Here is a 23,546-nt window from a genome sequence, read left to right as displayed (position 1 = left end):
TAGCCGTCCGCGCGGCCGGTGGCCGCAGCGCTTTGCCCTTCGTACGCAGCCAAGGATTTGCCATGTCGTCATTGCTCAGGATTGGTTTGATGGGTTTCGGTTTCGCCGGCGCGACGTTCCACGCGCCCGTGATTGCCACGAGCGGCCGCACCGAGATCGCCGCGATCGCGACGGGGCAGCCCGATCGCGCGCGCGCCGCATACCCGGGCGCACGCATCGTCCCCGATCTCGACACGCTGCTCGGCCTCGACGACATCGACTGCGTGGTGATCGCCACGCCGAACGACACGCACTTCACGCTCGCCCGCCAGGTGCTCGAAGCCGGCCGCCACGTCGTCGTCGACAAGCCCGTCACGCTCACGGCCGACGAAGCGCTCGCGCTCGCGCGGCTCGCGAACGCGCGCAGCCGCCTGTTCGCACCGTTCCACAACCGCCGCTGGGACGGCGACTTCCTCACCGTGCGGCGCATCGTCGAATCCCGCGAACTCGGCCGGCTCACGTATTTCGCGTCGCACTTCGACCGCTTCCGGCCGACCCCGCGCACGCGCTGGCGCGAGGAGCCCGCACGCGGCGGCGGCCTGCTGCTCGACCTCGGCCCGCACCTGATCGACCAGGCGCTCGCGCTGTTCGGGCTGCCGGAAACGGTCAGCGCCACGGTCAAGACGCGCCGCGACAACGGCACGGCGCCCGATTTCGTGCACCTGCTGCTCGGCTATCCGGACAAGGACGTCGCACTGCACGCGAGCGCGCTGTCGGCGATCGAGCCCGCGCGCTTCACGCTGCACGGCACGCGCGGCAGCTACCAGAAGTTCGGGCTCGACACGCAGGAAGATCAGTTGAAGGCAGGCCTCACGCCGGACCACGTCGAGTTCGGCGGCGGCAACCCGCCCGGCGTGCTGCGCGTGCTCGACGGCGAAGTCGAGGTCGAGCGGCCGGTGCCGACGCTCGACGGCCAGTACGCGGAGTTCTACCGCGCGCTCGCCGCGTCGGTCCACGACGGCGCGCCGTTCCCGATCACGCCGCAGGACGCCGTCGACGTGATGACGATCATCGAGCTCGCCGCGCAAAGCGAGCACGAAGGCCGCCGGGTACCGTTCGTGCGCCGCATCGTCTGACCGCCGGCCGGGTCGGCACCGTCCCGGCCTCGGCCGCTACCCCGCGCCGCGCCGTCCCCGGCAGCGGCCACGCGTCAGCCGCCGCGACGGCACGGTCCCGAACATTCCGTTACAAATGGTGCGGGAACGAAAGTCATCGGTCGCCCAGTCTGATGCGTTTCTCAAAAAGTCGATCCGACACCAAACCGTCAGGAGAATGTGATGCAACGGTTGATTCGCGCAGCGGCATGCTGCGTCCTGGTTTCCTCGCTCGCGGCCTGTATCGTGCAGCCGCAGCGGCCGGCCCGACAGGCGCCTCCGCCCCCGCCGCGGCCAAATCCGCAGGTCGTCGCGAACGATCGCCTGCTGGAGGTCCAGGGCCGGATCGACAACCTGCACCGCCGGATCGACTCACGCGTCAACGGCGGCTACTATCCCCCGCCGTACGGCGCGCAGCTGCACCACCGGCTCGACGTGATCCGCCAGGAAGCGAACGACATGTCGGCGCAGCACAACGGCGGCCTGTCCGGCGACGAGCAGCGCGTGCTGAACCAGGAACTCGACACGGCCGCGCGCGCGATCGGCGAGTAATACCGGCCCTGCCGGGACCGGCCGGTGCCGGCAAACGCGGCGGCGCCCCTCGCGCCGCCGCTTGTCGCGAAGCGACATTCTTTTGCTCAAATTGACAATGCCCACCCGCTCGCGTACAGTCGCCCGCACGCGTCGGGAGAGCGTGTGACCGCGTAGCAACTCGCAACGCCGGTCGCGCCGCCGAAGGGGCACACCCGCAAACTCTCAGGCAAAAGGACCGACCGCGTCGGGGAATCCCGTCCGCGCTTCGCGCGGGCCGCACTCCCCGCACTCTGGAGAGCGGCAGTAGCCCGCTGCGCGATTGCAGCGCGGGCAGGCTGCCCACCGAAGGGGCGCGCGTTCGCCGGCTTTGCCCGCGGCGCAATCTCTCAGGTATCGAGGACAGAGGGGCATGTATCGCATCGCTCGCAGGCCCACGGCCGCGGCGGTCGGCACATGGCCGTTCTGACCCGCGCGCAAGCGCCTTGCCTGAGGCCTCGATGACTGCACTGAATCAAACCCCGCTCAACGCCGCGCACCGCGCGCTCAATGCCCGCATGGTCGACTTCGGCGGCTGGGACATGCCCGTCAACTACGGCTCGCAGATCGAAGAACACGAAGCCGTGCGCACCGACGCCGGCATGTTCGACGTATCGCACATGTGCGTCGTCGATTTCACCGGCAGCCGCGTGCGCGCGTTCTTCGAACACGCGATCGCGAACAACGTCGGCAAGCTCAAGACCCCCGGCAAGGCGCTCTACTCGTGCCTGCTCAATCCGCAGGGCGGCGTCGTCGACGACCTGATCGTCTATTACTTCACCGAAGACTTCTTCCGCGTCGTCGTCAACGCCGGCACGGCCGAGAAGGACATCGCGTGGTTCAACCAGCTCAACGAACAAGGCGGCTACGGCCTGACCATCGTGCCGCGCCGCGATTTCGCGATCGTCGCCGTTCAGGGCCCGAATGCCCGTGAAAAGGTCTGGACGACGGTGCCCGCCGCGCGTGCCGCGACCAGCGAACTGAAGCCGTTCAACGCCGCGCAGGTCGCCGGCACGCCGTTCGGCGATCTCACCGTCGCGCGCACCGGCTACACCGGCGAAGACGGCTTCGAAGTGATCGTCCCGGCCGTGCACGTCGAAGCGCTGTGGGCCGCGCTGCAGCAAAACGGCGTGCGCCCCTGCGGGCTCGGCGCGCGCGACACGCTGCGCCTCGAGGCCGGCATGAACCTGTATGGCCAGGACATGGACGACACCGTGTCCCCGCTCGACGCGGGCCTCGCATGGACGGTCGACCTGTCGGCGCCGCGCGAGTTCGTCGGCCGCGCCGCGCTCGAGCGCGACGGCTCGCGCGCTGCGTTCGTCGGCCTGATCCTGCAGAAGGAAAACGGCAAGGCGGGCGGCGTGCTGCGCGCGCACCAGAAGGTCGTCACGCCGCACGGCGAAGGCGAGATCACGAGCGGCACGTTCTCGCCGTCGATGCAGGAATCGATCGCGTTCGCGCGCGTGCCGGCGGCCGTCCAGGTCGGCGACACCGTTCATGTGCAGATTCGAGACAAGCAACTTCCCGCGCGCGTGGTAAAACTGCCGTTCGTGCGCAACGGCAAGGTCCTCGCTGCGTAACGACCGAGAGGCGACCGGGAGGCCGCCTCCCGGGGAAGCCGGGAAATGGCGCCCGGCGCAACCACACCCGGCGCGCCCCGGCGGCGCGCCAGCATAACGAACACACCCTTTTATCCAGGAGCATCCGATGAGCAACGTCCCGGCCGATCTGAAGTACACCGACGAACACGAGTGGATCCGCACCGAAGCCGACGGCACGCTGACGGTCGGCATCACCGATCACGCGCAGAGCACGCTCGGCGACATCGTCTTCCTCGAACTGCCGCAAGTCGGCAAGTCGGTGAACGCGGGCGACGCCGTCGGCGTCGTCGAATCGGTGAAGGCGGCATCCGACATCTACTCGCCGGTGTCCGGCGAAGTCGTCGCCATCAACGAAGAAGCCGCCGACTCGCCGGAAGAAGTGAACAGCGACGCATACGGCACGTGGCTCTTCAAGATCAAGCTCGCGGCCGGCGCCTCGACCGACAAGCTGATCGACGCTGACGCCTACAGCAAGCTGATCGACTAATTTTCCCTACCCGAACCGCGCGGCCGGCCAGCCGGGCCGCGCGGGACCAGAGTCACGCCATGAAGCTCGAACACCCGGACCGCCTGATGAACCGCACGCCCCTCTCGCTCGCCGCGCTCGAAACGCACGACGCGTTCGCCGAACGCCACATCGGCCCCGATGCCGCCAGCCAGCAGGCCATGCTCGACACGCTCGGCTTCGCGTCGCGCGCCGCCCTGATCGACGCCGTGATCCCGGCCTCGATCCGCCGCGCCGAAACGCTGCCGCTCGGCCCGTTCGCGCAACCGAAGAGCGAGGCCGAAGCCCTCGCCGCGCTGCGCGCCCTCGCGGACAAGAACCAGGTGTTCCGCTCGTATATCGGCCAGGGCTATTACGACTCGCACACGCCGGCCGTGATCCTGCGCAACGTGCTCGAAAACCCGGCGTGGTACACGGCCTACACGCCGTACCAGCCCGAAATTTCCCAGGGTCGCCTCGAGGCGCTCCTGAACTTCCAGCAGATGGTCGCCGACCTCACGGGCCTCGCGATCTCGAACGCGTCGCTGCTCGACGAAGCAACGGCCGCGGCCGAAGCGATGACGCTGCTGCAGCGCACCGGCAAGCCGGCGTCGAACGTGTTCTACGTCGCCGACGACGTGCTGCCGCAGACGCTCGAGGTGATCCGCACGCGCGCGCTGCCGATCGGCATCGAGGTCAAGACGGGCCCGGCGGCCGACGCCGCGCAGGCCAACGCGTTCGGCGTGCTGCTCCAGTACCCGGGCGTCAACGGCGACGTGCGTGACTACCGCGCGCTCACCGAAGCGATCCACGCGGCGGGCGGCCATGTCGTCGTCGCGGCCGACCTGCTCGCACTGACCGTGCTGACGCCGCCGGGTGAATGGGGCGCGGACGTCGCGGTCGGCAACACGCAGCGCTTCGGCGTGCCGATGGGCTTCGGCGGCCCGCACGCCGCCTACATGGCCGTGCGTGACGAATTCAAGCGCCAGATGCCGGGCCGCCTCGTCGGCGTGACCGTCGACGCGCAGGGCAAGCCCGCGCTGCGTCTCGCGCTGCAGACCCGCGAACAGCACATCCGCCGCGAGAAGGCGACGTCGAACGTGTGTACCGCGCAGGCGCTGCTCGCGATCATGGCGAGCATGTACGCGGTCTACCACGGCCCGCACGGGCTGAAGACGATCGCGCTGCGCGTGAACCGCATCGCGGCGCTCGTCGCCGCAGGCGTGAAGCTGCTCGGCTTCGCGACCGTCAACGACACGTTCTTCGACACGCTGACGATCGACACCGGCGCGCGCACCGCGCAGGTTCACGAATTCGCGAAGGCCAAGCGCATCAACCTGCGCCGCGTGAGCGACACGCAAGTCGGCGTGTCGGTCGACGAAACGACGACCCGCGACGACCTCGCCGATCTCCTCACCGTGTTCGCGCAGGCCGCGGGCGGCACCGCGCCGACCGTCGACGCGCTGGACGCGGGCCTCGCCGGCGTCGCCGCGCTGCCGGCCGGCCTCGAGCGCACGAGTGCGTACCTGACGCACCACGTGTTCAACCGCCACCATTCCGAAACCGAAATGCTGCGCTACCTGCGCAGCCTGTCGGACAAGGATCTCGCGCTCGACCGCTCGATGATCCCGCTCGGCTCGTGCACGATGAAGCTGAACGCGACGTCGGAAATGCTGCCGGTCACGTGGCCCGAATTCGGCCGGATCCACCCGTTCGCGCCGGCCGAGCAGACCGTCGGCTACCGCGAGATGATCGACCAGCTCGAGCAGATGCTGGTCGCGGCCACCGGCTACGCGGCCGTGTCGCTGCAGCCGAATGCCGGCTCGCAGGGCGAGTACGCGGGCCTGCTGATCATCCACGCGTACCACGCTTCGCGCGGCGAAGCGCATCGCGACGTGTGCCTGATCCCGGCATCCGCGCACGGCACGAACCCGGCGTCCGCGCACATGGCCGGCATGAAGGTGGTGGTCGTCGCCTGCGACGCGCAGGGCAACGTCGACATCGCCGACCTGAAGGCGAAGGCCGAGCAGCACGCGAACGACCTCGCGGCGATCATGATCACGTATCCGTCGACCCACGGCGTGTTCGAGCAGAACGTGCGCGAGATCTGCGAGATCGTGCACGCGCACGGCGGCCAGGTGTACGTCGACGGCGCGAACATGAACGCGATGGTCGGCCTGACCGCGCCGGGCCAGTTCGGCGGCGACGTGTCGCACCTGAACCTGCACAAGACCTTCTGTATCCCGCACGGCGGCGGCGGCCCGGGCGTCGGCCCGGTCGCGGTCGGCGCGCACCTCGCGAAGTTCCTGCCGAACCAGCGTTCGACCGGCTACGCGCGCGCGGAAGACGGCATCGGCGCGGTGTCGGCCGCACCGTACGGCTCGGCGTCGATCCTGCCGATCTCGTGGATGTACATCGCGATGATGGGCGCGAAGAATCTGACCGCCGCCACCGAAACCGCGATCCTCAACGCGAACTACATCGCGAAGCGCCTCGCGCCGCACTACCCGGTGCTGTATTCGGGCCCGGGCGGGCTGGTCGCGCACGAGTGCATTCTCGACCTGCGTCCGCTCAAGGAAACCAGCGGCATCAGCGTCGACGACGTCGCGAAGCGCCTGATGGACTACGGCTTCCACGCACCGACGATGAGCTTCCCGGTGCCGGGCACGCTGATGGTCGAGCCGACGGAATCGGAATCGCAGGAAGAACTCGACCGTTTCATCGCCGCGATGATCGCGATCCGCGATGAAATCCGTGCGGTCGAGGAAGGCCGCGCCGATCGCGAGGACAACCCGCTGCGTCACGCGCCGCACACGGCAGCAGTCGTCACCGCGAACGAATGGCCGCACGCGTACTCGCGCGAGCAGGCCGCGTACCCGGTCGCATCGCTCGGCACGAACAAGTACTGGCCGCCGGTCGGCCGTGCGGACAACGCCTACGGCGACCGCAACCTGTTCTGCTCGTGCGTGCCGATGTCGGAATACGCATAACGCCCGTCGCGCACCGGAGTCCGGCCGTGACCACACCGCACGCAACCTCCGGTTGCGTGCGGTTTTTGCGTTCGCCGCCAGCCCGATCGATTCACGCTTGCCCCCCAATCCGGCTAACATCACACGCGATCCAGCCAATCAAGGAGTTCCGCATGGTGCGTCCGATGTTTCCGGGCCATGGTGCAGCGCACGAGCGGCCGCGCACGCGCCGCTTCGTGCCGCTGCTCGTCGCGTCGCTGTCGTTTGCCGTCGCCGGCCTTGGCACGCCGGGCAGCGCAGGCGCGGCGATGAATTTCTGCGCGGCGCCCGCGTTGCAGGCGAGCGAGACGACGCAGGCCGAGCCGGGCGTGCAGGCGCTGATCCGCAGCGTCGACGCGCGTATCGGCGAGCAGCCGAAGGCGTTGGCGCGCGTGCACACCGAAGGCACGCTGCCGCACGAAGGCATCTACGACCAGAGCGCCGACGCGCTGAAGGACATGGAGCTGATGCGCGACGCCGCGCTCGCGTGGCGCGTGACCAATGCGCCGCGTTACCTGCAGCTCGTCGACCGCTTCCTGTCCGCGTGGGTCGCGACCTACCAGCCGAGCTTCAACCCGATCGACGAGACGCGCTTCGACAGCCTGATCGTCGCGTACGACATGACGGCGAGCGCGCTGCCGGTGAAGACCCGCAACGCGACGGCGGCGTTCATCGCGAAGCTCGGCGCCGGTTACGTCGCGCAGATCGACGCGCAGAAGCGCCCGCTCACCGGCACCTGGCGCAACAACTGGCAAAGCCACCGGATCAAGCTGATTGCGCTGTCCGCGTTCACGCTCGGCGACCGCAAGATGATGAACGCCGCGCAGCGGCTGTTCGTCGAGCATCTCGCCGACAACATCGGCCCGGACGGCAAGACCTGGGATTTCGAGGAACGCGACGCGCTGCACTACGCGGTGTACGACCTCCAGCCGCTGGTGACGGCCGCGCTCGCCGCGCGCCGCTTCAACCGCAACTGGCTGCGCGAGCGCGGCGCGAACGGCGCGACGCTCGCGGCCGCGCTCGACTGGCTCGTGCCGTACGCGCTCGGCGAGAAGACGCACGAGGAATTCGTGAATTCGCCGGTGCCGTTCGACGCGAAGCGCCGCGAAGCCGGCTTGCCGGGCTACACGGGGCAGTGGGACCCGAAAAACGCCACTGAACTCTTTCATCTGGCCGCGCGGCTCGACGGGCGTTATGCCCGCGTCGCGCGGCAGCTCTCCCCCATGCCGCCCGCATGGCTCGCCGCGTGCCTGCCATTGCAGGCGCGTTAGCACTATTCTCAAAGCAAGGCAGGAATCGAAATGGCAGTCAGCGTGTTTGACCTCTTCAAGATCGGCATCGGCCCGTCCAGTTCGCATACGGTCGGACCGATGCGCGCGGCGCTGATGTTCGTCCAGGGCCTCGAGCGCGACGGGCTGCTCGACGCGACGGCCCACGTGAAGGTCGAGCTGTACGGCTCGCTCGGCGCCACCGGCAAGGGCCACGGCACCGATCGCGGCGTGATGCTCGGGCTGCTCGGCGACGCGCCCGATACCGTCGATCCCGACACGATCGACGCGCGTCTGGAGGACGTCCGCACGTCGAAGAAGCTCGCGCTGCTCGGCACGCATCCGGTGCCGTTCGTGCTGAAGGAGAACATCGCGTTCTACCGCCAGGCGCTGCCCGAGCACCCGAACGGCATGAAGCTGCGCGCGTCCGACGCGAACGGCGCGGTGCTGGTCGAGCGCACGTACCTGTCGGTCGGCGGCGGCTTCGTCGTGACGGCCGGCGCGCCGAACACGAAGGTGCTGAGCGCGGCCGAGCAGATGACGCATCCGTTCCGCACCGGCGCCGAGCTGCTCGCGCTGACCGAGTCGACCGGCAAGTCGATCGCGCAGCTGATGTGGGAAAACGAGCGCGCGTGGCACACCGAGGAAGAGACGCGCGACGGGCTGCTGAAGATCTGGGCCGTGATGCAGTCGTGCGTGTCGCGCGGCTGCGGGATCGGCAACCCCGACGCCGACGGCAACCTGCCCGGCCCGTTCCAGGTCAAGCGCCGCGCGCCGCAGCTGTACCGCACGCTGACGGGCAGCCCGGAGCGCGCGCTGCAGGATCCGCTGTCGATGATCGACTGGATCAACCTGTATGCGATCGCGGTCAACGAGGAAAACGCAGCCGGCGGCCGCGTCGTCACCGCGCCGACCAACGGCGCGGCCGGCATCATCCCGGCCGTGCTGCACTACTACACGCGCTTCACGCCGGGTGCGAACGAACAGGGCGTGATCGACTTCCTGCTGACCGCCGCCGCGATCGGCATTCTGTACAAACTCAACGCGTCGATTTCGGGTGCGGAAGTCGGTTGCCAGGGCGAAGTGGGCGTCGCCTGCTCGATGGCGGCCGGCGCGCTCGCGGCCGTGCTCGGCGGCTCGCCGCGCCAGGTCGAGAACGCGGCCGAGATCGGGATGGAGCACAACCTCGGCCTCACCTGCGACCCGGTCGGCGGGATGGTGCAGATCCCGTGCATCGAGCGCAACGCGATGGCATCGGTGAAGGCCGTCAACGCGGCGCGCATGGCGCTGCGCGGCGACGGCTCGCACTATGTGTCGCTCGACTCGGTGATCAAGACGATGCGCGAGACCGGCGCCGACATGAAGACGAAGTACAAGGAAACGTCGCGCGGCGGGCTGGCGGTGAATATCGTCGAATGCTGATGCGATGACGGCGGGCGGGCGCACGCGCCGAGGCGCGCCGCCGCCCCGCTCGTTCCGACACTTTTCACCGGCCGGTGTACCGGCGCCCCGCCGACAGGCGTAAGCTGTACCTCCCGCTACCCAGGGAGACGGCAGCCCATGTCGCATTCCAAGGATCTCGAGCCGCGCGCCACCACCGGCGCGCGACTGCTCGTCGATGCGTTGCTCGCCAATCACGTCGAACGCGTGTTCTGCGTGCCGGGCGAGAGCTTCCTCGCCGTACTAGATGCGCTGGCGGACGACACCGCGCGCATCCAGACGGTCGTCTGCCGCCACGAGGCGGCCGCCGCGAACATGGCGGAGGCGGTCGGCAAGCTGACCGGCCATCCCGGCATCGCGTTCGTCACGCGCGGGCCCGGCGCGACCCACGCGTCGATCGGCGTGCATACCGCGTTCCAGGATTCGACGCCGATGATCCTGTTCGTCGGCCAGTGCGCGCGCGAGCACCTCGACCGCGAAGCCTTCCAGGAAATCGACTACCGCCGGATGTTCGGCCAGATGGCGAAGTGGGTCGCCCAGATCGACGACCCGCGCCGCATTCCCGAATACCTGAGCCATGCGTTCCACGTCGCCATGTCGGGCCGTCCGGGCCCGGTCGTGCTCGCGCTGCCCGAGGACGTGCTGTCCGAAGCCTGCGCGCCGCAGCCCGTCGTGCCGGCCGCGAAGCGCGTCGCCGCCGCGCCGTCGGCCGCGCAGGTCGACGAGCTGCGCGAACGGCTTGCGCGCGCCGAACGGCCATTCGCGATTGTCGGCGGCAGCGGGTGGACGCCCGACGCATGCGCGAACCTGCGCACCTTCGTCGAGCGGTGGCAGTTGCCGGTCGCGTGTGCGTTCCGCTACCAGGACACGATCGACAACGCGCACCCGAACTACGCGGGCGACGTCGGGCTCGGGATCAACCCGGCGCTCGCGAAGCGCATCCGCGACGCCGACCTGCTGCTCGTGATCGGGCCGCGCCTCGGCGAAGCAACGACCGGCGGCTACACGCTGCTCGACATCCCGAAGACGCGCCAGACGCTGATCCACGTGCACCAGGGCGCGGACGAGCTCGGCCGCGTGTATGCGGCCGACCTGCCGATCGTGTCGGGCATGCCTGAGATCGCGGCGCCGCTCGCCGCGCTCGAACCGCCGGCGCAGCCCGCGTGGGCCGGCACGGCCGCCGACTCGCACCGCGTATACCGCGAATGGCATGCCCCGCTGCCGATGCCCGGCGACGTCCAGCTCGGCGACGTGATGGTGCAGCTGCGCGAACGCCTGCCGCACGACGCGATCCTGACCAACGGCGCCGGCAATTACGCGATCTGGCTGCATCGCCACTTCGCGTACCGGCACTTCCGCTCGCAGCTCGCGCCGACCAGCGGCGCGATGGGCTACGGGCTGCCCGCCGCGCTCGCCGCGAAGTCGCTGTATCCGTCGCGAACCGTCGTCGCGCTCGCCGGCGACGGCTGCTTCATGATGGCCGGCAACGAACTCGCGACCGCGATGCAGTATGGACTGAACATCATCGCAATCGTCGTCAACAACGGGCATTTCGGCACGATCCGCATGCATCAGGAGCGCAACTATCCTGGGCGCGTGCATGGCACCGGGCTCACGAATCCCGATTTCGCCGCGTATGCGCGCGCGTTCGGCGCGCATGGCGAGACGGTCGGGCGCACCGCCGACTTCGCGCCGGCACTGGAGCGCGCACTGACCTGCGGGCTGCCGGCGCTGATCGAGATCCGCATCCCGCAGGACGCCAGCACGCCGGCCGCGACGCTCGAGCAGATCCGCGAACAGGGCCGCCGCGCGCGCGGCGCATGACCGTGGAACTGCGCACCACACCGGCCGGCCTCGCGCTGTCGCGCGACGACGCGCTCACCCACCCCGGCACGCTGCTCGCGCCGGACGGCACGCTCGTCGCGCCGTACGACCTCGAGCACGGCGGCGGCCCCACGGAGGGCCATGTGCCGGCCGCGCCGGCGCTCGGCCTGCTGCACGCCGCCCACCAGCCGTTCCGGCTCGACTACGACCGCATGACGGACGTGTACGTGATCAATGGAATGGGCGTCACGCTCGGCGACTCGGTGATCGGGCTGACCGCGCTCGCCGCGCTGCGCGCGATGCATCCCGGCCTGCGCTTCACGCTGTTCCGGCCGGCCCGCGCGCCGCGCTACGTCGACGCGCTGTATGCGCTCGCGGCTGACGTCGTCGCGCCGTCGCATGCGCTGCCGTGCGCCGCCGATGCACTGCCCGCGCACGCGCCGTGCGTCGATCTCGGCAATCACCTGTACTGGCCCGCGTTCGCGCGGCAGCCGATGATCGACTTCTTCCTGGACGCGCTCGGCGCGGATCCGGCCACGGTGCCGGCCGCCGCGAAGCGCAACCGCTGGCTCGCGCGGCTGCGGCTGCCCGCGCTGCCGGCCGAATGGCGGCGGCCATACGTGCTGTTCTGCCCGACCGCGAGCACCGCGGTGCGCAGCGTGCCGCCGGCGCTGCACGCGACGTTCGTCGAGCGACTCGCGCAGCGTTACGGGCTGCCGGTGGTCGGCTTCGGCCCTGTCGCGCATCCCGCCTACGTCGACGTGAGCCGCGACGCGGCCGATACCGCGCACTTCATTGCCTGGGTCGAGGGTGCGAGCATGCTGTTCGCGCCCGATACGTCCGCGCTGCATCTCGCCGACGGCTTCGACGTGCCGACGCTCGCCTGTTTCACGACGATCGGGCCGGTGCTGCGGGTGCGCGACTATCCGCACTGCGTGCCGGTCGCGCTCGACGTGCCGGACGAATTGCACGGGCTGCATCGCAGCGAGCGACCGGGCGATCTCGCGGCGGTCGAAGCCGCTTACCGGGCGATCGACTGGGATGCCGTGCCGTGGCCTGCACCGCGCGACGCGGCGACTATGTCCGGATAGAAAAACGAAAATCGCCCGAAAGATCGGGCGTGCAGCGGCAGCCACGCACCGCCGCGCGGCTCATCCGGCCGTCACCGTCACTGCCCGCTCGCGCAGCGTCTCCGACGGCCGTTTGCCGAACAGCCGCCGGTAGTCGGTCGCGAACTGGCTCAGGTGCCAGAAGCCCCACGCCTCCGCGACGTCCTGCACCGAGCCGGCCGCCCGCCCGCACAGATCACGCCGCGCGCCGTTCAGCCGCAGCGTCCGCAAGTAGGTCGCGGGCGCCATGCCGAGCACGTCCTGGAAGCAGTACTGGAGCGTGCGCCGGCTCACGTGCAGTTGCTCGCACAGCTCGGGCACGCCGACCGGGCGCGTGCGGTGCGCGAGCACGTACTCGCGCGCCTGCTCGACGATCCAGCGCCGTGTCGATGGCGCGCCGCCGGCGCCATCGTCCGCCGGTTGCGCGCACGCATCGAACAGCGCGGCCAGCACTTCGGCCTGCAGGTCGTCGCGCTGCGCGTCGGGCAGCGGCCCGCCCACGGCCGCCGCGCCGTCAAGCCGGCGGCCGAGCAGCGCGCACAGGCGCGCGAGCCGCGTATCGCCGATCTGGATCACGTGCTGCGTGAACAGCCGCTCGTCGAGCGCGCGGTGTTCGACTTCCTCCGCGTAGCGGCGCAGCACGTCGCCGCGCACGACCACGCCGTAGATCGAGAACTGCGCGGGCGTCAGCAATTCGAATTCGACGTTGCCGGGCCGGAACGCGAGCGCACCGGGCCCGATGCGGCACGCATCGACGCGCGCGGTGCCGTCGCTGACCAGCGGGATGCCGAACCAGTACGCGTCGCCGCGCACCTCGCATGCCTGGCGCAGCAGGTGGCTGGTCGATTCGCGAAACAGCTTCATCGTGTCGAGCGGCAGCTCGGTCAGCGTGCCGACGAAGCGGCCGGCCGCGAGCTGGTCGTAAGTCTGCCGCCAGCCGATCAGGTTGCGCGCCTGCTCGTCCGCGTCATGCGCAACGCTGACCACGGCCTGGCCGGCGAGCGCGTCGTCACCCTGCGCGCTGCACCGCGTGTCCTCGGCCGTCGGCTCGGCCATGCACTCCAATCGTTGACCCATCGTGTTCTCCTCACCTGCCCGGAACCGCGTCCAACACGCAAGTCCCGTGCCGAACCGCGCGGCCCGGCGACAAGCCCGTCATTGCACGCCGTGCGGCCGCCGCGCGCCATGAGGGCGCACCCGGAGGCGGCATGCCACGCACCGTGCGGGTGCGGCTTGCGCGCCGCGGGCAGCCCGGCGACGCGCTACGCGCCCGGCCGCAACCGCACGACCCGCGTGCCGCAATTGCCGTACGCCTGCGCGACCGCCAGCTCGATGATCGGGCTGCCGGCCGACCAGGGTGCGGCATCCGCTGCCGGCAGATCGGCACGCAACGTCGCGCGGCCGTTGATCCGATAACGGATGCCGCGCACGAAATCGATGAACAACAGCCCGATGCCGCCACCGTCGCACGCGAGCGCATCGATCCGGTCGCCGTCGCCGTGCGTCGGCAGCGCGAAGCGCAGCGTCTTCGTGTCGATCACGCGCACGACCGGCCACAGGTCGCCGTTCGCGTCGCGCATGCCCTGCACGATGTCGCAGGTCACGCGCGCCGGGTCGCCGCGCGTCGTGCCGACGAACATGAACGGCTGCGATTCGACGAACTGGCGCACGCCGATGCTCAGCCGCGTCGTGATGACGTCGCTCATGCGCTCGGCTTCGTCGGCGACGCCGAACCGGTGCTGCGCGTCGAGCTCGCCCGCGTGAAACACGGGGTGACGCGGCCAGGATCGAGGCGGATCTGCCATGCTGGTTTCCGTCGGGGCCAATGGTGCGCAATGCGGGCGCGACCGCGCGACAGCCGATGCGGTTGCCGAGGCGGGCCGCCGGCGACGCGCAGCCGACGCCGCGTATCGAATGTCGAAAGGCGAAAAAGACGAAGTGCCGGACGATCGGCCGCAAGCGCGCTGCCGCGCCGCGCGCACCGCCCGACGGCCGGGCAGCCATCGCCCGACCGTCGAACGCTGCCCGGCAATCCGGTTCCGGACACGCCGCCGTCCGGCACCGGTTGCCGTACCGGGCAGCGTCGCGCTGCCGCCCGGCCGGCCCGGCACTTCGCCCCTGCTGCGGCGATCAGAAGAACCCGAGCGCCTCGGCCTGGTAGCTGACCAGCAGGCACTTCGTCTGCTGGTAGTTCGACAGCGCCATCTTGTGCGTCTCGCGACCGATGCCCGACTGCTTGTAGCCGCCGAACGCCGCATGCGCGGGGTACAGGTGGTAGCAGTTGGTCCACACGCGGCCAGCCTCGATCTCGCGGCCCATCCGGTACGCGCGCGTGCCGTTGCGCGTCCACACGCCGGCGCCGAGCCCGTAGAACGTGTCGTTCGCGAGTTCGATCGCTTCCTGCTCGTCCTTGAACGTCATCACCGACGCGACCGGCCCGAAGATCTCTTCCTGGAACACGCGCATCTTGTTGTTGCCGAGCAGCATCGTCGGCTTCACGTAGTAGCCCGTGCCGAGGTCGGCGGCCGGTGCCGTGCGCTCGCCGCCCGTCAGGCATTGCGCGCCTTCGTCGCGGCCGATGTCGATGTACGACAGGATCTTGTCGAGCTGCTGCTGCGACGCCTGCGCGCCGATCATCGTCTGCATGTCGAGCGGATGGCCGGCCTTGATGCGCTCGACGCGCGCGACGGCCTTCTCGATGAAGCGTTCGTAGATCGATTCCTGGATCAGGATCCGCGACGGGCACGTGCACACCTCGCCCTGGTTCAGCGCGAACATCGCGAGCCCTTCGAGCGCCTTGTCGAGGAACGCATCGTCCTGGTCGAGCACGTCGGCGAAGAAGATGTTCGGGCTCTTGCCGCCCAGCTCGACCGTCGACGGGATCAGGTTCTCGGCCGCGGTGCGCAGGATGTGCTTGCCGACCGGCGTCGAGCCCGTGAACGCGATCTTCGCGATCCGCTTGCTGGTCGCGAGCGCCTCGCCCGCTTCCTTGCCGAAGCCGTTGACGATGTTGATCGTGCCGGCCGGGAACAGGTCGCCGATCAGTTCCATCAGCACCAGCACCGACGCGGGCGTCTGTTCGGCCGGCTTCATCACGACGCAGCAACCGGCCGCGAGCGCCGGCGCGAGCTTCCATGCGGCCATCAGCAGCGGGAAGTTCCACGGGATGATCTGGCCGACGACGCCGAGCGGCTCGTGGAAGTGGTACGCGACGGTGTTGTCGTCGATTTCGGAAATGCCGCCTTCCTGCGCGCGGATGCAGCCCGCGAAATAGCGGAAGTGGTCGATCGCGAGCGGCAGGTCGGCCGCCATCGTTTCACGCAGCGGCTTGCCGTTGTCGATCGTCTCGGCCACCGCGAGCAGCTTCAGGTTCTTTTCCATCCGGTCGGCGGCGGCGAGCAGGAGGTTCGCCCGCTCGGCGACCGACGTCTTGCCCCACTTGCGGCGCGCGGCGTGCGCGGCATCGAGCGCGACCTCGATGTCGTCGGCGCCCGAGCGCGGCACGCGGCAGAACGGCTTGCCGTTGATCGGCGACACGTTCTCGAAATACTCGCCCTTCACCGGCGGAACCCACTTGCCACCGATGTAGTTGTCGTACTGCTGACGATACGGATATTCGACGTCGAGGCCCAGTTGTTTCAGGTCAAACGGGTTCATACATGTCTCCTGTTCATCGTGCTTGTGTGAATGCAGCGCCGGTTGGATCGCGCTACACGGTTTACGCAACATGCGTGCCAAACCGGCCGAAAACCGAACGGGAGCGGTGTGTCCGGCCGCCCGCCGCGGGCGGCGCCGGCGCACGAAAAACGAGTGTCCCGATTCTGAACATCGCGACGGCACAGCCGGCACGGCGGGTGTTCTGATTTTCCACAGCGCACCCGCGCACGCTTCGCCGTGCACCGCGCTTGCAGCGTGGCATGTCGCTTGCGTGCGGAACGCGGATCCGCACGCACCGGCCACGCGCCGACCGAACCATGAACCCGGGCCCCCTCGGCGACGATGCCGTCGCGTTCATCCATGAACAGGCATTCCTGATCGTCGCGACCGCGAACGCGGCGGGCGACAGCGACTGCTCGTATCGCGGCCGGCAGCCGCGCGCGGACGGTTCGTTCGCCCCGCTCGTCGACCTGCCCGACCGTCGTACGCTCGTGCTGCCCGATTTCGCGGGCAACAACCTGTTCAACACGATCGGCAACCTGCTCGTGAATCCGGCGATCGCGCTGCTGTTCGTCGACTTCGTCCGGCAGACGACGTGGCTCGTGCAAGGTCGCGCGACGATCGATGAAGATGCCGGAAGTCGCGCGCACCTGTGGCCCGATGCGCTGCGCTATGTGGTCGTCGATGTGGAAAGCGCGCAGGCACGGGCCGATGCGGGATTGCCGCCGCTCGTGCTGGCGTGATGCGCGGCACCCTTTCGTCGTCGGCACAAGGCGGGCAGGCAATGCCCGGTGCGGTGCTGCGCACGCTTGTGCAAGCGTGCTGCATCGAGCCAGTCGTAGGTGCCGGAGCACGCCGGCGCCATTCCCACAGGACGCGTGCCCTGCGGGCGACGCAACGCTCCACGCTCATTCGCGCGCGGGGCCGATCGTCGGTACACGGATTCGCGTGATCGCAACATGCGCGGGCACGCTGCCCGCGATCGTCGACCTGCGCGCCCCCTGAGACGCCCCGCTCACCGCCCGCTTGCCTCCGTGCAAGCCGGTTCGGTTCGGCTGCGCGCCGGCGCGCCGGGATGCGCAGTTTCACCATCGTCGCCGCGCGCTTCCGTCACCCCGGGCCGCGCACCGAGAAATGCGAACACCACCCCCGCACACAGCACCGTGACGATCGCGAGCCCGATCAGCAGCCGATCGAACGCATGCGTATAGCTCGCGAGCAGCGCCGTACGCTCGACGCCCGGCAATACGGCCGCCGCGCCCGCGAGATCGCCGGTGGCGAGCCGCGCGGCCGCGCGCAACGCTGCGTCGGACGCGCCGGTCGCCCGCCGCAGATCGGTGTGCGCGAGCGTCGCCAGCACCGCGCCGGCGATCGCGAGCGCGATCCCCTCGCCCGCCACGCGCGTCGTGCTGAAGATCCCGGTCGCCATCCCCGCGCGCTCCTTCGGCACGACGCTGACCGACAGCCCGTCCATCAGCCCCCACGGCATGCCGGCCCCGACGCCGATCGCGAGCATCGGCGCGATCGCCGTCGGCCCTGCGCCGCCGTGCAGCGCGACGCCCAGCCACACGAGGCCCGCCGCCGCGAGCAGGAGCCCGAGCCCCGAGATCACGCCGGCCGACAGCCAGCGCGTGAGCGTCGCCGCGACGAGCGGCACGACGAGCATCGGCGCGGAAATCGCGAGCATCAGCCAGCCTGCGTCGATTTCGCTGAAGCCGTCGATGCCGATGAAGCGCAGCGGCAGCACGACGAGCAGGACGATGTAGCAGCAGCAGGTCGACACCGGCAGCACCTGCACGCCGACGAAGCGCGGAATCCGGAACAGCGACAGGTCGAGCATCGGCCGCGCGACGCGCGTCTCGATCGCGACGAACGCACATGCGCCGAGCGCCGCAGCCGCCAGCAGCGCGACGACGAGCGGATGCGCCCAGCCGCGCGCGGGCGCCTCGATCACGCCGAACGTGAACAGCGTGAGCGCGGCGGTGAACGCGGCCGTGCCGGGCCAGTCGAGCCCCGTCGCGTGCGGATCGCGCGACTCGTGCATGCGCGGCAGCCCGAACGCGAGCGACAACGCGCCTGCCGCCGCGCCCGTGACGAAGATCGCGCGCCAGCCGTAGTGCGCGATCAGGCCGCCGGCGAGCACGGGCCCGAACGCGAGCCCGATCCCGAACGTCGTGCCGAGCAGGCTGAACGCGCGCGTACGCGCCGCGCCGTCGAACTCCTGCGCGAGCGCGGCCGTGCCGCCCGCGAGCGCCGCGGCCGCCGCGAGCCCCTGCGCGGCGCGCAACAGGTCGACCGCGAGCATCGACGGCGCGAACGCGAGCGCCACCGACAGCAGCGTGAAGCCGCCGACGCCGATCGCGAACACGCGCTTGCGGCCGAACTGGTCGGCCAGCGCGCCCGCCGCCATCAGGAAACTGCCGAACGCGAGCATGAATGCGTTGGTGATCCAGTTCATCGCGACCGGGCCGCCGTGCAGGTCGCGGCCGATCGCGGGTGTCGCGACCGCGCCGCCCGAAAACGACAGCGGCAGCGCGACGGCGGCCATGCAGACGGCGGCCAGCACCCACGCGCGCCGACGCGCCGACGTGGCTGAAGCGGGTGAAAACGGGTGATCCATCATCGCTCCTCGAAAAGCCGGCGCGGATGCGCCTCAAGCGCGATCAAGGATAATTTCGATTCAATCTTAGAAAAACAATGCGAAGCTCCGCATATAACGGACTAAAATTCTTCAATTCAACGCTTCGCGCCCCGCTCGCCCGTCTACGTCGATGGAAAACCTGAACGGCATCGCCGCCTTCGTCCGCACCGCCGAAGCGCTCAGCTTCGTCGCGGCCGGCCGCGCGCTCGGCATCTCGGCCTCCGCCGTCGGCAAGACGATCGCGCGGCTCGAGCAGTCGCTCGGCGTGCGCCTGTTCAACCGCACGACGCGGCGCGTCACGCTGACCGACGAAGGGCGCCATTTCTACGAACGCTGCCAGCGGATCCTCGAGGATTTTCGTGATGCGGAGGCGACCGTGACGGCCTCCGCGCAGCGCCCGCGCGGCAAGCTGCGCGTGAGCCTGCCGGTGATCGGCTACCGGTTCCTGCTGCCGGTGCTGCCCGAATTCAGGCTGCGCTATCCGGACGTCGAGCTCGATCTGGATTTCAACGACCGGATGGTCGATGTCGTCGAAGGCGGCTTCGACGCAGTGATCCGCAGCGGCCCGCTGTCGGATTCGAGCCTGATGTCGCGGCGGCTCGGCCCGTTCGCGTTCGTGCTGTGCGCGACGCCCGCGTATCTCGCGCTGGCCGGCACGCCGCGGGCGCCGCACGATCTCGAAACCCACGATTGCGTGCGCTACTGTTTCCCGACCACCGGCAAGCTGCAGGACTGGGCGCTTGCCGCCGACGACGGCACGCCGCTGAAGCTGCGCACCGCGATGACCTGCAACAACATGGAAGCGCTGCGCGGCGCGGTGATGGCGGGGCTCGGCATCGGCTACATGCCCGACTTCCTCGCGCGCGACGCGCTGGACACGGGCGCGCTCGTCACCGTGCTCGACGACTACCGGATCGCGCCGGGGCAGTTCTCGATCGTGTGGCCGTCGAGCCGGCAACTGTCGCCGAAGCTGCGCGTGTTCGTCGACTTCCTGTGCGAGCGGCTGTTCCGATAGACGGTCGGCCCCGTCACGCCGCGCCGATCCGCTCCGCTTCCGCCTGCGGCAACAACGAATCGCTGTCGTCCTTCAGGCCGACGCCCGTCAGCTTGAGCCTGCGCGCATGCGTCATCAGGTAATGCAGCTTGTGCGCGGCGGCGGCATGCGGCAGCCCTTCGGGCCGCACGTTCGAGATGCAGTTGCGCAGCGCGTCGTGACAGCCGACCTTCGGCGCCCACGTGAGGTACACGCCGAGGCTGTCCGGCGAGCTGAGCCCCGGCCGTTCGCCGATCAACATCGCGACGACCTGCGCGCGCAGCAGTTCGCCGATCTCGTCGCCGAGCGCGACGCGCGCCTGCGTCGCGACCACCACCGGGCCGACCCGCCAGCCGTCCGCGTCGAGCCGCGGCCGCACCGCCTGCAGCAACGGCAGCGCCTGCTTCGCGGCCGCGAAGGCCGACAGCCCGTCGCCCACCACGAACACGACGTCCGGCGCATCGTCGAGCGCCGCGCCGTATCCGGCCAGCAGCGCGCGTCCGTCGTCGGACAGCTTGCGGCCGAGATCGGGCCGGCGCAGGTAATGCTGGCGGTCCGGCGCCGCGCTCTGCACGCCGAGCGTCGCGAAGCCGGCCGCGTCGATCTGGCGGCGCAGCGCGTCCGCGTCGAGCGGCTGATGCACGGCGTCGCGCGCCTGCGCGTGCGACAGGTTGAACGCGAGCAGCGGCGCGGTCGGCAGGCTGCTGCCCGCGCGGCCGAGCGCGATCCGCGCGTTCGTGAACGCCTTCAGCTGCGCCCACGGATTCTTTTCGACGGCGTCGCTCATGCCGAAATCCCCATCCAGTCGTTCGCGCCCGCGAGCAGCGGCACGCGCGCGTTCGCGGCGCGCAGCGCGCCGCGCGCGTCGGCGATCTCCATCGTCTCCAGCCATTCCTCGAACTCGGGCGCGCGGCGCAGGCCGAGCACCTCGCGCACGTAGAGCTGGTCGTGAAACGACGTGCTCTGGTAGTTCAGCATCACGTCGTCCGCGCCGGGAATCCCCATGATGAAGTTGATGCCGGCCGCGCCCAGCAGCGTCAGCAGCGTGTCCATGTCGTCCTGGTCGGCTTCCGCGTGATTCGTGTAGCAGATGTCGCAGCCCATCGGCACGCCGAGCAGCTTGCCGCAGAAGTGATCCTCGAGCCCCGCGCGGATGATCTGCTTGCCGTCGTACAGGTATTCGGGCCCGATGAAGCCGACCACCGTGTTCACGAGGAACGGATCGAACTTGCGCGCGACCGCATAGGCACGCACCTCGCAGGTCTGCTGGTCGACGCCGAAGTGCGCGTTCGCCGACAGCGCGCTGCCCTGGCCCGTCTCGAAATACATCAGGTTGTTGCCGACGGTGCCGCGCTTCAGCGACAACGCGGCCTCGTGCGCCTCGCCGAGCAGCGCGAGCGAGATCCCGAAGCTCGCGTTCGCCTTCTCGGTGCCCGCGATCGACTGGAACACCAGGTCGACCGGCGCGCCCTTCTCGATCGCCGCGATCGTATTGGTCACGTGGGTGAGCACGCACGACTGCGTCGGCACGCCGTAGCGCTCGCGGAACCCGTCGATCATCGCGAGCAGCTTCACGATCGCCGCGAGGCTGTCGGTCGCCGGGTTGATGCCGATCATCGCGTCGCCGCAGCCGTACATCAGCCCGTCGAGCATCGACGCGGCGATGCCCTTCACGTCGTCGGTCGGATGATTCGGCTGCAGCCGCACCGACATCCGGCCGGGCAGCCCGACCGTGTTGCGAAAGCGCGTGACGACGCGGCGCTTGCGCGCGGCCGCGATCAGGTCCTGGTTGCGCATCAGCTTCGACACCGCCGCGACCATCTCGGGCGTGAGGCCCGGCGCGATCCGTTCGAGCGCGGCGCCGTCGGCCGCGGGCGACAGCAGCCAGTTGCGGAAGTCGCCGACGGTGAGGTGAGAGATTTCCGCGAACGCGGCAGCGTCGTGATCGTCGACGATCAGGCGCGTGACCTCGTCGTCTTCATACGGAATCACCGCTTCATTCAGGAACGCCTTCAGCGGCACGCCCGCGAGCGCGATCTTCGCGGCGACGCGCTCCTCCTCGCTCGCCGCCGCGACGCCGGCGAGCTGGTCGCCGGAACGCAGCGGGCTCGCCTTCGCGAGCAGCGTCTTCAGGTCCGCGAAGCGGTACGTGCGCGGGCCGATCGTCTCCGTGTAGGACATCGTTCGAATCTCCTTGCCAGTCCTTGCCTTGCATAACGCCGACGGCGCGCCCGTTCGACGGGGCGCGCCGGATGCCGTCACCAACGGCCGTTCGGGTCCACCACCCTCATTCCTCCAGCAGCACGTCGGCCGGCGCGCTCGCACGCTGCGAACGGGTCGCGAGGAAGTACGCGTAGCCGAGCGCGAGGAACGCGACGAACACCATCGCCACCAGCCCGTTGAAATACACCATCGTCGCGAGGCAAATCAGGGCCGCAACGATCGCGAATGCCGGGAAGAACGGGTACAGCGGCGCGCGGAACGGCCGCGCCATGTTCGGCTGCGAACGGCGAAGCTTGAACAGCGCCGCCATGCTTACGATATACATCACGATCGCGCCGAACACCGACATCGTCACGATGTTCGCGGTGAGCGTCTGGCCGCCGAACTGGATCAGTTCGTCGCTGTAGATCGCGGCGATGCCGACCACGCCGCCCGCGAGGATCGCGCGATGCGGGGTCTTGAAGCGCGGATGCACCTTGCCGAGCCACTCCGGCAGGTAGCCTTCGCGGGCCAGCGCGAAGATCTGGCGCGAATAGCCGAGGATGATCCCGTGGAACGACGCGACCAGCCCGAACAGCCCAAGCCACACGAGCATGTGCATCCAGCCGCTGTTCGCGCCGACGATGTACTTCATCGCCTGCGGCAGCGGGTCGTTGATGTTCGCGAGCTTGGTCCAGTCGCCCGCGCCGCCGGCGAACACCATCACGCCGATGGCCAGCGCGACGAGCGTCAGGATGCCGGCCACGTATGCGATCGGGATCGAGCGCTTCGGGTTCTTCGCCTCCTCGGCGGCCATCGCGACGCCTTCGATCGCGAGGAAGAACCAGATCGCGAACGGGATCGCCGCGAACATGCCGTGGAATGCGCCGACGCTGAAATGATCGGCGCCCGACCAGCCGCCCTTCATGAAATTACTCCACGCGAAGCCCGGCGACACGACGCCCATGAACACCAGCAGCTCGAAGATCGCGAACAGCGTGACGACCAGCTCGAACGTCGCGGCAATCTGCACGCCGACGATGTTCAGCGCCATGAACACGAGATACGCGCCCATCGCCGCATGTTTAGGTTCGAGGCCCGGGAATTGCACGTGCAGGTACGCGCCGATCGCGAGCGCGATCGCGGGCGGCGCGAACACGAACTCGACGAGCGTCGCCGCGCCGGCGAGGTAGCCGCCCGCCGGGCCGAACGCGCGGCGCGCATACGCGAACGGGCCGCCCGCGTGCGGGATCGACGTCGTCAGTTCGGTGAAGCTGAAGATGAAGGTGGTGTACATCGCCGCGACGAACAACGCGGTGACGACGAAGCCCAGCGTGCCCGCACTCGCCCAGCCGTAGCTCCAGCCGAAGTATTCGCCTGAAATCACGAGGCCGACCGCGATGCCCCACAGTTGCCAGGTCCCGAGCGTCTGCTGCAGCGCGGGCTGGCCGGACGACTTGGCGCCGGCGGCGGGCCGGCCATTCGACTCTGCTTTCATCGGATTCTCTCCTCAAATGCGCCGGGCCTGGCGGCCTGCGCGACTGAGAATCGATGCTAGAGAGTCATTAAACGACGT

At 69.6% G+C, this 23,546-nt stretch carries 18 protein-coding genes and 2 riboswitches; of the genes, 11 read left to right on the top strand and 7 right to left on the bottom strand.

The window, feature by feature from the left end; translation table 11 throughout:
• Positions 1-62: 62 nt before the first annotated feature.
• From ACT2FV_RS17775 to ACT2FV_RS17735, 9 genes are all read left to right on the top strand, one after another.
• Positions 63-1,115: an oxidoreductase gene (locus ACT2FV_RS17775; RefSeq protein WP_124627963.1), complete on the top strand. Its 1,053-nt coding sequence runs from the start codon at positions 63-65 to the stop codon at positions 1,113-1,115.
• Between the two features lie 201 nt (positions 1,116-1,316).
• The gene (locus tag ACT2FV_RS17770; RefSeq protein WP_059601974.1) at positions 1,317-1,685 is read left to right on the top strand and encodes a hypothetical protein; all 369 of its coding nucleotides are present in this window, start codon (positions 1,317-1,319) and stop codon (positions 1,683-1,685) included.
• A 123-nt stretch (positions 1,686-1,808) separates the two neighbouring features.
• Positions 1,809-1,915: riboswitch (glycine riboswitch) on the top strand.
• Between the two features lie 32 nt (positions 1,916-1,947).
• Positions 1,948-2,080: riboswitch (glycine riboswitch) on the top strand.
• A gap of 84 nt (positions 2,081-2,164) precedes the next feature.
• The gene (gene gcvT, locus ACT2FV_RS17765) at positions 2,165-3,283 is read left to right on the top strand and encodes a glycine cleavage system aminomethyltransferase GcvT (RefSeq protein ID WP_444504543.1); all 1,119 of its coding nucleotides are present in this window, start codon (positions 2,165-2,167) and stop codon (positions 3,281-3,283) included.
• Between the two features lie 127 nt (positions 3,284-3,410).
• On the top strand, positions 3,411-3,791 hold the full coding sequence (gcvH, locus tag ACT2FV_RS17760) for a glycine cleavage system protein GcvH (protein ID WP_057926424.1): 381 nt from the start codon (positions 3,411-3,413) through the stop codon (positions 3,789-3,791).
• Positions 3,792-3,850: 59 nt separating this feature from the next.
• Entirely contained in the window at positions 3,851-6,778 is a 2,928-nt protein-coding gene (gene gcvP, locus ACT2FV_RS17755; RefSeq protein ID WP_444504542.1) for an aminomethyl-transferring glycine dehydrogenase, read from the top strand.
• A 152-nt stretch (positions 6,779-6,930) separates the two neighbouring features.
• Positions 6,931-8,067 carry an alginate lyase family protein gene (locus tag ACT2FV_RS17750; protein ID WP_059601981.1) on the top strand — a complete coding sequence of 379 codons (1,137 nt, stop codon included), beginning with the start codon at positions 6,931-6,933 and terminating at the stop codon, positions 8,065-8,067.
• Positions 8,068-8,097: 30 nt separating this feature from the next.
• Positions 8,098-9,486, top strand: a complete 1,389-nt coding sequence (locus tag ACT2FV_RS17745) for an L-serine ammonia-lyase (RefSeq protein WP_059601985.1) — start codon at positions 8,098-8,100, stop codon at positions 9,484-9,486.
• Positions 9,487-9,624: 138 nt separating this feature from the next.
• Positions 9,625-11,328: a thiamine pyrophosphate-binding protein gene (locus tag ACT2FV_RS17740; protein ID WP_444504541.1), complete on the top strand. Its 1,704-nt coding sequence runs from the start codon at positions 9,625-9,627 to the stop codon at positions 11,326-11,328.
• Entirely contained in the window at positions 11,325-12,419 is a 1,095-nt protein-coding gene (locus ACT2FV_RS17735) for an ADP-heptose--LPS heptosyltransferase (RefSeq protein ID WP_444504540.1), read from the top strand. The genes ACT2FV_RS17740 and ACT2FV_RS17735 overlap by 4 nt, the downstream gene beginning before the upstream one ends.
• A 60-nt stretch (positions 12,420-12,479) precedes the next feature.
• Here the strand turns inward: ACT2FV_RS17735 and ACT2FV_RS17730 are convergent, their stop codons facing one another.
• The 3 genes from ACT2FV_RS17730 to exaC form a co-directional block, all read right to left on the bottom strand.
• Positions 12,480-13,514, bottom strand: a complete 1,035-nt coding sequence (locus ACT2FV_RS17730; protein WP_444504539.1) for a helix-turn-helix domain-containing protein — start codon at positions 13,512-13,514, stop codon at positions 12,480-12,482.
• Positions 13,515-13,699: 185 nt separating this feature from the next.
• Complete coding sequence (locus tag ACT2FV_RS17725) at positions 13,700-14,242, bottom strand: hypothetical protein (protein ID WP_444504538.1); 543 nt, start codon at positions 14,240-14,242, stop codon at positions 13,700-13,702.
• Positions 14,243-14,567: 325 nt separating this feature from the next.
• Entirely contained in the window at positions 14,568-16,094 is a 1,527-nt protein-coding gene (gene exaC, locus ACT2FV_RS17720; RefSeq protein ID WP_059602002.1) for an acetaldehyde dehydrogenase ExaC, read from the bottom strand.
• A gap of 317 nt (positions 16,095-16,411) precedes the next feature.
• Here exaC and ACT2FV_RS17715 point away from each other — a divergent pair, with 317 nt between their 5' ends.
• Positions 16,412-16,837, top strand: coding sequence for a pyridoxamine 5'-phosphate oxidase family protein (locus tag ACT2FV_RS17715; RefSeq protein WP_059602244.1), 426 nt, complete (start codon positions 16,412-16,414; stop codon positions 16,835-16,837).
• Between the two features lie 272 nt (positions 16,838-17,109).
• Here the strand turns inward: ACT2FV_RS17715 and ACT2FV_RS17710 are convergent, their stop codons facing one another.
• Positions 17,110-18,714 (bottom strand): MFS transporter, encoded by a 1,605-nt coding sequence (locus ACT2FV_RS17710; RefSeq protein ID WP_444504537.1) that lies wholly within the window; start codon positions 18,712-18,714, stop codon positions 17,110-17,112.
• A 151-nt stretch (positions 18,715-18,865) separates the two neighbouring features.
• On the opposite strand from ACT2FV_RS17710, the gene ACT2FV_RS17705 reads away from it, so the two are divergent.
• Positions 18,866-19,750 carry a LysR family transcriptional regulator gene (locus tag ACT2FV_RS17705; protein WP_151052679.1) on the top strand — a complete coding sequence of 295 codons (885 nt, stop codon included), beginning with the start codon at positions 18,866-18,868 and terminating at the stop codon, positions 19,748-19,750.
• Positions 19,751-19,763: 13 nt separating this feature from the next.
• Here the strand turns inward: ACT2FV_RS17705 and eutC are convergent, their stop codons facing one another.
• The 3 genes from eutC to eat form a co-directional block, all read right to left on the bottom strand.
• Positions 19,764-20,555 (bottom strand): ethanolamine ammonia-lyase subunit EutC, encoded by a 792-nt coding sequence (gene eutC, locus ACT2FV_RS17700; protein WP_124902767.1) that lies wholly within the window; start codon positions 20,553-20,555, stop codon positions 19,764-19,766.
• Positions 20,552-21,949: an ethanolamine ammonia-lyase subunit EutB gene (locus ACT2FV_RS17695; RefSeq protein ID WP_124627941.1), complete on the bottom strand. Its 1,398-nt coding sequence runs from the start codon at positions 21,947-21,949 to the stop codon at positions 20,552-20,554. Before ACT2FV_RS17695 ends, eutC begins: the two co-directional genes overlap by 4 nt.
• 106 nt (positions 21,950-22,055) lie before the next feature.
• The gene (eat, locus tag ACT2FV_RS17690) at positions 22,056-23,468 is read right to left on the bottom strand and encodes an ethanolamine permease (RefSeq protein WP_059602017.1); all 1,413 of its coding nucleotides are present in this window, start codon (positions 23,466-23,468) and stop codon (positions 22,056-22,058) included.
• Positions 23,469-23,546 lie beyond the last annotated feature (78 nt).

This window comes from Burkholderia sp. PR2 (genome assembly GCF_052372875.1).
GTDB classification, from domain to species: domain Bacteria; phylum Pseudomonadota; class Gammaproteobacteria; order Burkholderiales; family Burkholderiaceae; genus Burkholderia; species Burkholderia diffusa.
Note: the sequence above shows the minus strand (reverse complement) of the source record. Positions and strands in the feature narration are given on the sequence as shown.

Excerpts from the sequence above, each read along its gene's own strand:
- ACT2FV_RS17725 (WP_444504538.1), bottom strand. The coding sequence starts at position 14,242 with ATGGCAGATCCGCCTCGATCCTGGCCGCGTCACCCCGTGTTTCACGCG.
- ACT2FV_RS17745 (WP_059601985.1), top strand. The coding sequence starts at position 8,098 with ATGGCAGTCAGCGTGTTTGACCTCTTCAAGATCGGCATCGGCCCGTCC.
- ACT2FV_RS17695 (WP_124627941.1), bottom strand. The coding sequence starts at position 21,949 with ATGTCCTACACGGAGACGATCGGCCCGCGCACGTACCGCTTCGCGGAC.
- gcvT (WP_444504543.1), top strand. The coding sequence starts at position 2,165 with ATGACTGCACTGAATCAAACCCCGCTCAACGCCGCGCACCGCGCGCTC.
- eutC (WP_124902767.1), bottom strand. The coding sequence starts at position 20,555 with ATGAGCGACGCCGTCGAAAAGAATCCGTGGGCGCAGCTGAAGGCGTTC.
- eat (WP_059602017.1), bottom strand. The coding sequence starts at position 23,468 with ATGAAAGCAGAGTCGAATGGCCGGCCCGCCGCCGGCGCCAAGTCGTCC.
- ACT2FV_RS17715 (WP_059602244.1), top strand. The coding sequence starts at position 16,412 with ATGAACCCGGGCCCCCTCGGCGACGATGCCGTCGCGTTCATCCATGAA.
- ACT2FV_RS17705 (WP_151052679.1), top strand. The coding sequence starts at position 18,866 with ATGGAAAACCTGAACGGCATCGCCGCCTTCGTCCGCACCGCCGAAGCG.
- ACT2FV_RS17740 (WP_444504541.1), top strand. The coding sequence starts at position 9,625 with ATGTCGCATTCCAAGGATCTCGAGCCGCGCGCCACCACCGGCGCGCGA.
- ACT2FV_RS17710 (WP_444504537.1), bottom strand. The coding sequence starts at position 18,714 with ATGGATCACCCGTTTTCACCCGCTTCAGCCACGTCGGCGCGTCGGCGC.
- ACT2FV_RS17770 (WP_059601974.1), top strand. The coding sequence starts at position 1,317 with ATGCAACGGTTGATTCGCGCAGCGGCATGCTGCGTCCTGGTTTCCTCG.
- ACT2FV_RS17775 (WP_124627963.1), top strand. The coding sequence starts at position 63 with ATGTCGTCATTGCTCAGGATTGGTTTGATGGGTTTCGGTTTCGCCGGC.
- exaC (WP_059602002.1), bottom strand. The coding sequence starts at position 16,094 with ATGAACCCGTTTGACCTGAAACAACTGGGCCTCGACGTCGAATATCCG.
- ACT2FV_RS17730 (WP_444504539.1), bottom strand. The coding sequence starts at position 13,514 with ATGGGTCAACGATTGGAGTGCATGGCCGAGCCGACGGCCGAGGACACG.
- ACT2FV_RS17750 (WP_059601981.1), top strand. The coding sequence starts at position 6,931 with ATGGTGCGTCCGATGTTTCCGGGCCATGGTGCAGCGCACGAGCGGCCG.
- gcvH (WP_057926424.1), top strand. The coding sequence starts at position 3,411 with ATGAGCAACGTCCCGGCCGATCTGAAGTACACCGACGAACACGAGTGG.
- ACT2FV_RS17735 (WP_444504540.1), top strand. The coding sequence starts at position 11,325 with ATGACCGTGGAACTGCGCACCACACCGGCCGGCCTCGCGCTGTCGCGC.
- gcvP (WP_444504542.1), top strand. The coding sequence starts at position 3,851 with ATGAAGCTCGAACACCCGGACCGCCTGATGAACCGCACGCCCCTCTCG.